Genomic DNA, 3,588 nt, shown 5'->3' on the forward strand with positions numbered 1-3,588 from the left:
GAGAAAACGCTAGACTTTATGGAGTGGCTAGGCATTTCCGTTCCAGACGCGACAAGACATCGTATTTTGGATGCAAAAGATCCATTAGCTGAGTCAATTAAAATTTGCCGTAACGCATTAGAGCAAATTATTGAGGCAACACTTGATCTGGATGTGCCTCTTGGACTTAATATTGAAAGTTTAACCAATAGAAAGGGCGAAATTGACGCTTCAATTCGTTTATTTAAATTATTGAAAGCCACTTTAGATTTAAAACTAGCAGAGCACTCGTTGGAAGTTTAGAGCACAAATGACAATCATCTTCGAGTTGAATAAGTCGATAATCTGCCTATTCAACTCGAAGATAAATATGACGATCATTGGCATAAAAATAACGGCTACCCGCATCACAACTTAACGCTTTCTTGAACTTCCTCAAGAACAATGAAAATCGATTATAAATACATAGTAATCGACGTTTTTTTATTATCTAATCCGCATCCTGTATTTTCTGCAACAATGACTGGATAGTATCAATGACGATTAGAACAATTGCCGCCTTTTTAATATTAGGCATAATATGGGGAAGTAACTTTATCTTCATGAAATGGGCTGCAGATTGGATCACTCCTTTGCAGGTCGTTTTACTACGGGTTATTTTCGGTTTCTTACCCATCGCCCTATATGCGGTATTTACTCAATCCCTTTCTTTTTCTCACGCCAAACATGTCGGCCATTTTTTTGTTATGTCGATCCTAGCAACTAGCCTGTATTATTTTGGTTTCGCAAAAGGTTCCGCCTTACTGCTATCGAGTGTGGCGGGTGTACTAAGTGGCGCAATACCTATCATTTCCTTCCTAACCGCTATGATATTTTTAAGGGAAGAAAAGGCGACGGGGACTCAATGGCTAGGCATTCTAATCGGTTTAGCTGGTGTTGTATTGATAGCATCACCAAGTTCAGATGCCGTTGACCAGAACACCCTGTTAGGCACTGGTTATATGCTACTAGGCGTTGTCAGCGTTGGAGCATCATTTGTTTACGCTAAACGCTTTTTAGGGCCATTAAACATTCCAGGCTCTGCCGCGGTGACTTATCAATTGGCTTTATCAACAATAGGCCTACTGTTAATTACTGATTTAACGGGAATAGAAGATATCGCAAAAGATACTCGTGCATTAACAGGCATGATAATTGGGCTGGGGCTATTAGGAACGGGGGTGGCATTCTTACTTTATTATTACTTAATAAAACAAGTTGGGGCCCTTAAAGCATCCTCTGCTACTTATATTCCACCTGTAGTCGCTTTATTTATCGGCGTTTTCTGGGTCAATGAATCTCTTGAGCTTATGGATTATTTTGCCGCAATTCTGGTATTTATTGGTATGGTATTAGTTAATAAACGTAAAAATATTAAAGCCGTCTTAAAGTAACACCATGATTATGGTACCCATAAGAAGATCGGTTACATATAGCCTTCTTATGGGTTACTTCAAGACGCTTCCCACAACCTTTAGCACATCCTCTAATAGTATATTGTTCATTGCCGCATCATCATGCACTCTCACAGCCCAAGGTAATTCCGATACGGGTTTTGCGTATTCTTTTTCAGCTAATACCTCATATACAGAAACAACCTTATCTAAATCTTGATAAGGCCCTGTTCTTTGTGGGTTTGAATGGGCATATAAGCCTATTACTGGGGTGCCGACGAGAGTACCCATGTGCGCAGGTCCCGTATCAGGTGATACAATTACCTCCGCGGCCCCAATCACACTTAGCATTTGCGATAGACTGGTTTGACCCACTAGATTAATCAATTCTGATGATGGCGTCACACCCTTAAGTATCTCATTAGCGAAAAACACTTCCGATGGCGCGGGACTCCCTGTCAACACAACCGCAATATTTTGATCTAAACAGTATTGGATAAGTCCTTGATATCCTTGAGTAGTCCAATTACGTTCTGCTTTTGATGCACTCGGGTTAATCGCCACAAAACGTTCAGGCAATGGTTCTGCCAGCCTTTCCAATTGAATATCGCAGCGTGAAGGCAGCTTAGTCACACCAATAGCTTGTGCTAATGAAAATAAGGCGTCTAATACATGTGGCCCTTGTGGTTCTGGGGCCAGCTTATTAACAAACCAATGTTGCTTTTCTCTTGAGTGGCTTAAAGCAAATCCAATGCGTTGTTTCGCACTAATCATCCGGCTTAAACAGCTGGCTCTTAAAGACCACTGCATATGTAATAAAACATCAAAATGAAGATGGGAAAGCGCTTTTCTTAGTTCATACATTCCCTTTATTCCCGTTTTTTTATCATACACGTGCACATCTACATCAGATAAATGCCGCACTAGATGTGATTCTAAAGGGCCAGTTATCCAAGTGATTTTTGCATTTGGATAACACTGCTTGATTGCGCATACAACAAACATGGCATGACACACATCACCCAAAGCGGATAATCGAAGAATAGCAATGTGATTAATCTTATCTAAATTCATTTTGCCTCAAGTACTGCGTTCAAACGATGTCTATTATAGAATACCTTGCGACATAAAAGTGAGCTTATGCAGAACAAAACCCATCAAGCCTTATTTACACACAACGAAAAACTGATCTAAAGATGCTTCAAAGACAATTAGTTACTAATAATATTGAGTTACTACTGAGTGATACAATACTTCCTATCACTGAAGATTGGTTTTCTGCTGACTATTGGCAATCGCGTAATGAACTTGTCGGTACCGCTACTGGTCGCGGTACCGTTTGGTTTATAGAAAATAACTATGGTGCTTTTGTATTAAGAAAATACCGCCGAGGAGGTCTCATTGCAAAACTCTTAAAGTTTCGGTTTTTCTTCAAAAACATGGAAAAAACACGAGTCTTTCAAGAGCTAACGTTACTTGAATATATGGTTGAGAAAGGGCTGCCCGTTCCAAGAGCCATTGCCGGCAAAGTTAACCAATATAATGGTTTTTATGAAGCCTTTATATTAATAGAAACGCTAAAAGAGGCAAAAGAACTGTTCCATCTATTGAGAGCAAATAAAGCAGTCCATTGGTACAGCATTGGACAAACTATTAAGCGCTTCCATGAAGAAGGCATCTACCATTCCGATTTAAACTGTCACAATATCATGATTGATCAAACTCAAAAAATATGGCTAATCGATTTTGATAAGTGTGACCAGCGCCCACAAAATGATGAATGGCAAAACAGTAATTTACAACGCCTACTTCGCTCCTTAGAAAAAGAAAACGATTTACATAATGATATTCATTTTAACGAACATCATTGGGCTCAACTATTAGAAGGCTACCATGGCAAAACCGAAAAAAATTAGCACCTTAAATCAAAGTATTTGGCCTTATTTATCTCCTCGCCATTGGCCAACTTGGTTTGGGGTTGGAATAGCATGGCTACTGGCTCATTTACCATGGAAATTACAACGTTTTTTAGGCAAACAAGTTGGCCGCCTCATACATAAGGTAAGTGCCCGTAGACGCAATATTTGTTTAACCAATCTTCAACTGTGTTAGCAGAGGTGCTTATCCATTGCTCAATTTTATAGCTCTGAATTACATCCCAAAGTAGGAGCCCATT

4 protein-coding genes and 1 pseudogene are annotated in these 3,588 nt (G+C 39.6%); 4 read left to right on the forward strand and 1 reads right to left on the reverse strand.

What is annotated here, in order from left to right:
• Both Q0688_RS25815 and Q0688_RS25820 read left to right on the forward strand, forming a co-directional pair.
• Positions 1-282, forward strand: a pseudogene (locus tag Q0688_RS25815) (hypothetical protein); the annotation flags it as partial.
• A 233-nt stretch (positions 283-515) separates the two neighbouring features.
• Positions 516-1,412 carry a DMT family transporter gene (locus Q0688_RS25820; RefSeq protein WP_269126697.1) on the forward strand — a complete coding sequence of 299 codons (897 nt, stop codon included), beginning with the start codon at positions 516-518 and terminating at the stop codon, positions 1,410-1,412.
• 54 nt (positions 1,413-1,466) lie between these two features.
• Here Q0688_RS25820 and Q0688_RS25825 read toward each other — a convergent pair whose 3' ends face one another.
• Positions 1,467-2,486: a glycosyltransferase family 9 protein gene (locus tag Q0688_RS25825; RefSeq protein WP_269126695.1), complete on the reverse strand. Its 1,020-nt coding sequence runs from the start codon at positions 2,484-2,486 to the stop codon at positions 1,467-1,469.
• A gap of 122 nt (positions 2,487-2,608) precedes the next feature.
• Here Q0688_RS25825 and Q0688_RS25830 point away from each other — a divergent pair, with 122 nt between their 5' ends.
• Together Q0688_RS25830 and Q0688_RS27720 are read left to right on the forward strand one after the other, a co-directional pair.
• On the forward strand, positions 2,609-3,328 hold the full coding sequence (locus Q0688_RS25830) for a 3-deoxy-D-manno-octulosonic acid kinase (RefSeq protein ID WP_269126693.1): 720 nt from the start codon (positions 2,609-2,611) through the stop codon (positions 3,326-3,328).
• On the forward strand, positions 3,306-3,524 hold the full coding sequence (locus Q0688_RS27720) for a hypothetical protein (RefSeq protein ID WP_367179843.1): 219 nt from the start codon (positions 3,306-3,308) through the stop codon (positions 3,522-3,524). The genes Q0688_RS25830 and Q0688_RS27720 overlap by 23 nt, the downstream gene beginning before the upstream one ends.
• Positions 3,525-3,588: the final 64 nt, after the last annotated feature.

The organism is uncultured Paraglaciecola sp., assembly GCF_937123705.1.
In the GTDB taxonomy this organism is placed as follows: Bacteria; Pseudomonadota; Gammaproteobacteria; order Enterobacterales; family Alteromonadaceae; genus Paraglaciecola.

What these genes read in the sequence shown, in the direction of transcription:
- Q0688_RS25820 (WP_269126697.1), top strand. Translation starts at nt 516, where the DNA reads ATGACGATTAGAACAATTGCCGCCTTTTTAATATTAGGCATAATATGG.
- Q0688_RS25830 (WP_269126693.1), top strand. Translation starts at nt 2,609, where the DNA reads ATGCTTCAAAGACAATTAGTTACTAATAATATTGAGTTACTACTGAGT.
- Q0688_RS27720 (WP_367179843.1), top strand. Translation starts at nt 3,306, where the DNA reads ATGGCAAAACCGAAAAAAATTAGCACCTTAAATCAAAGTATTTGGCCT.
- Q0688_RS25825 (WP_269126695.1), bottom strand. Translation starts at nt 2,486, where the DNA reads ATGAATTTAGATAAGATTAATCACATTGCTATTCTTCGATTATCCGCT.